The sequence below is a fragment of the Chitinophaga sp. genome, from assembly GCF_035564935.1.
Taxonomy (GTDB): Bacteria; Bacteroidota; Bacteroidia; order Chitinophagales; family Chitinophagaceae; genus Chitinophaga.
This window is the reverse complement of the sequence record NZ_DATMTE010000396.1, coordinates 1-4,139: the sequence shown is the minus strand read 5'-3', so window position 1 is coordinate 4,139 and position 4,139 is coordinate 1. Positions and strand designations below refer to the sequence as shown.

Here is a 4,139-nt window from a genome sequence, read left to right as displayed (position 1 = left end):
ATCAGGGAAATCCTGTTGGCTACAGAATCCAGTAACGTAAAGCGGGGTTGCTCAGCAGCATACCTGGTAATGAGTGGCAAAGTAGGCAAGCTTTTCATGTAGTGGATAATTTACTGTAATTAAGTTAAGGAAAAAAGCCGGAATGAGAATGCGCTGTCAAAAGCGGGATTAGCTCCCCGGGAGCAGGTGAAAGCCGTGCTTGTTGCCGCCAGCTATGAGCTGCTCCCTGTTCCGCTTAAAAGTCTTTCAATTTTTGCTTCCCTTTGCTCCATCAGTAGAATGAGCTGTTCCCTGTTCTGCTTAAAAGGGCTGAAGAATGCCTCCCCAGGTCTGCTGATGGAGCTATGAGCCATTCCCTGTTCCGCTTAAAAGCGGGGCTCCTCTCCCGGTTTCAGTGCCTTACCCCGTTGTTTTTCCGCTACAGCAAAAGCTTCATCTGCCAATGCCCGGAAACCTTTCGGCGCTTTGGAAGCCGGCCCCTTGTAAATGCCGATAAAGGGTTTGGAGGAGGTTTTGCGGGTAACGGGATCGGTCATACGAAAGTACTGTGGATACCAGCCCTGCACGGGGCTATTGTCCGGCAAGGGTTTTTCCGCTGCCTTATTCCTGTTGGCGAGTATAGTATCCAGGGAGATGTTGTTAAGCGCAGCTGCCGAAAAAAAATAAACTTTGCGACCGATCAACCGGCCATTCCTTGCCCCCTTAAAAACGCCGGCGTGTTGCCATTCTGTGGAAAATACGCCCAGTTCCTTCGCCGATATTTTGATATTGAATTTCTTCGACAGTAAAATAGCCGCTTCACCAGCTTTCAACAGGCCCTTTGCTTCTGCATCCTGGTAATTTTCAGACTTTCCCTGCCGCAGGTAATCACTCCTTTTCATAACGGCAAGATACAATTAAGTGCTTTAAAAAGCGGGCCTGTATTGTTTCCAGCTCTCCGCCGCCCAATAACAAACAAGGCTTAAACCCGCCACAACCGGAGAAATTGCCTGTATGATTGCCATAAACTGGCATATGTGTTGATGGTTTCCCGGATGCTTGCCGGAAGGCGTCATTGCTTTATGCCGCTGCGGCCGGGAAACCTTTATATGGTACGAGTTGCAACAATACAGGGGATACCGGCGTTTTACAACGGTATTACCCTGAACGTTGATCCGCGCACACTTGCCGGAACAGGAAGAAGGTTATCTGAAAAACTGAATAAATATCATCTTAAAACAAAAAAAATGGCAACAAAGAAAACCACTGCAGGAAAATCCAAAACAGCTACCACCACTAAAACACCAGCAAAGAAAGCTGCTACAGCAAAAAAAGCGGCGCCTGCAAAAGCCACCGCTAAGAAGGCGGCTCCGCCTAAGAAAGCGGCTCCGACTAAGAAAAGCGCTGCTGCCTCCAAGGCAAGTCCTGCTAAAAAATCTGCTGCAGGCGCATCCGGCAATTCAGGCCTGAAAAAACCATTGTCTCCTTCCGCCGACCTGGCTGCTGTTATTGGTGATAAAGCGCTGCCAAGAACTGAGATCGTTAAAAAGGTGTGGGACTATATCAAGGCGAATAAACTGCAGGACACTGCCAACAAACGCATGATCAATGCGGATGATAAACTGGGTAAAATATTTGGCGGAAAAAAGCAGATCTCCATGTTTGACCTGGCCAAAGTGATCAGTATTCACGTGAAATAAACTACCGGTATAAAAGTATAAACCGGCCATGAGCGGGCGCCTCCGGATAAACCCGGAAGCACCCCTGCCGATATGTTACGCCCTTCCGGGAAGCATGTTCATATTTCATTTATAAAGCGGGAAGCAACCAGCGCTACTGATGCGATCCCTCTCAGGAAGCAGATTCATATTTCATTCTCAGGATCTCTTCTTCAATATCCACCAGCTCATGAAACTTCCTGATCAGCTCATGCGAGGTATGAGGATCCCTGTTCAGTTCGTGTAATATGCTGCGCTGGTGATCCAGCATCTTCAGGTATACTTTCTTGTATAACTTATGATCCACCCCTTCTGTTTTATTGTGCATAGACACTGCTTTGCGATGCTCCAGGTCGTCCCGCAGCTGTTTCAGGGCCTCATGTGACTTTACCTCGCCGCTGAAATGCGTATCCAGGAAATGAATGCTCCCTTCCAGCAACCGGTCGCGGATCATCCGCTCCTGCTCTTCGGCAGGCAGCTCATTATCCGGGTCCTCCATTTTCACCCACCGGATCAGCACCGGCAGCGTGAGGCCCTGTACCACCAGTGTAAGCAGGATCACCGTAAAGGTGATGAACAGGATCAGGTTACGCTGTGGAAAAAGCTGGCCGTTGTTCATATACACCGGTATAGACAAGGCCGCAGCCAGCGACACCACGCCCCTCATACCCGCCCAGCCTAACAACAGTGGCCCTTTCCAGCCCGGCCGGTTATCGGCAGTGGTGATATACCGGCTGATAAATACGGTGAACACCGAGGCGAACATGGTACAAAGCAAACGGGTTACGATCAGCACTACGGTAATAATAACACCATACTTAATAGCTTCGGCAACACTTACACTACCCAGTTCTTTAATGATCACCGGCAGTTCCAGCCCTATGAGCATAAATACCAGTCCGTTCAACATGAATCCCAGCGTGGCCCATACATTGGCCCCCTGCAACCGGCTCCGGTAGGTAAGGAAATGTTGGCTCCGGGCAGAAAGGAATAAACCGCCGCTCACCACGGCCAATACACCGGAGCCATGGAAGTATTCCGCGGAGATATACATTACGTAAGGCGCTGTAAGCGTTAAAATCACATCCATATCCGTACCGGTGGGCAGCCAGCGGTGAATGACATAGTATAGTAACCCGATCAGCAGCCCGATGGCAATTCCTCCTACAATCGCAATCACGAAGCTCACCGCCGCATCCTGCAGCACAAATACACCGGTGGTAACGGCCGTGCTGGCAAAACTGAATACAATCAAACTGGAAGCGTCGTTCATCAGGCTTTCTCCCTCCAGGATGGAGGAGAGCCTTTTAGGCACTTTCACATATTTCAGGATAGTAGTGGCAGATACAGCATCCGGCGGAGACACGATCCCTCCCAGCACGAAACCCAGCGCCAGTGTAAATCCAGGGATCAGCGCATGCGACACCACCGCCACCACCCCGGAAGTAAAGATCACGATCAAAAAAGCAAAGATGGAAATAACACGCCTCCACCGCCACAATTCTTTCCAGGATGTATACCAAGCCGCTTCATATAATAACGGCGGCAGGAAAATCAGCAGGATCATTTCCGGGTTGATCTGGATAGAAGGAAACAACCGGAACATACTGAGTGCCAGTCCGCCCAATACCAGTACGATCGGGTAGGCTATTTTCAGCTTCTGCGCGATCATTACCAGCGACAGAATAAAAAAGATCAGTAAAATGTATTCTATAACGGTAGCGAGCATATTAAAGATTCTGGTTCTTAAATTTTGTACTCAAGTTAATGTGTTTTCCCGATACCATAAAAATGCCCTCTCCCCTGTAATGTACCGTTTTAGGATATTTGGGATACACTGCAGCCTGTGCTGCCACTACTTCCAATATAAAGAAATTGTAACCTTTCAGCAATTGGGTATCTGCCACCTTACATTCATAGTTGGCGTAACACTCTTTTATCAGCGGCGCTTTCACCACCGCTCCTCCTTCAGGAGTAAGCCCAAACTTCCGGAACTTATCCACCCGGGCGCCCGTAGTATTGCCAATGCCCACAATTTCCTCCACCAGGTGAACGGTGGGAATATTGATCACGCATTCCCCGCTTTTCCGGATCATTTCATAACTGTGATTGGCAGCTGTGATCATACATCCTATCAATGAGGGAGAAAACTCCATCACGGTATGCCACCCCATGGTCATGATGTTGGTCTTGTTTTTCCAACGGGAGCTTACCAGCACAATAGGGCCGGGCTCCAGGAACCTGCGGATCTCTGATACCGGCAGGCTGGCTTTCTTATAGGTTCGTTTCATCATCGGGTTATTTGCTTTTAGTGCCGCTATTATTAATTATAATTCAATCATCTTAATCCCGGATAAGACAACATCCGCAATAATCATACACAACACAGCACATCACTTATTGTTGACCGCCTGAAAATATTCCTGTCTAGTAAAGGAAGAT

The 4,139-nt window shown here is 48.6% G+C and carries 4 protein-coding genes; 1 reads left to right on the top strand and 3 read right to left on the bottom strand.

Annotation, left to right across the window (positions count from 1 at the left end; all coding sequences use genetic code 11):
• Positions 1-365: 365 nt before the first annotated feature.
• Positions 366-881 (bottom strand): hypothetical protein, encoded by a 516-nt coding sequence (locus tag VN105_RS10415; RefSeq protein ID WP_325640544.1) that lies wholly within the window; start codon positions 879-881, stop codon positions 366-368.
• Between the two features lie 207 nt (positions 882-1,088).
• Here VN105_RS10415 and VN105_RS10410 point away from each other — a divergent pair, with 207 nt between their 5' ends.
• Entirely contained in the window at positions 1,089-1,679 is a 591-nt protein-coding gene (locus VN105_RS10410; RefSeq protein WP_325640542.1) for an SWIB/MDM2 domain-containing protein, read from the top strand.
• Positions 1,680-1,830: 151 nt separating this feature from the next.
• Here the strand turns inward: VN105_RS10410 and VN105_RS10405 are convergent, their stop codons facing one another.
• Together VN105_RS10405 and VN105_RS10400 are read right to left on the bottom strand one after the other, a co-directional pair.
• Positions 1,831-3,426 carry a Na+/H+ antiporter gene (locus VN105_RS10405; protein WP_325640541.1) on the bottom strand — a complete coding sequence of 532 codons (1,596 nt, stop codon included), beginning with the start codon at positions 3,424-3,426 and terminating at the stop codon, positions 1,831-1,833.
• 1 nt (position 3,427) lies between these two features.
• Positions 3,428-3,988: a flavin reductase family protein gene (locus VN105_RS10400; protein WP_325640539.1), complete on the bottom strand. Its 561-nt coding sequence runs from the start codon at positions 3,986-3,988 to the stop codon at positions 3,428-3,430.
• Positions 3,989-4,139: the final 151 nt, after the last annotated feature.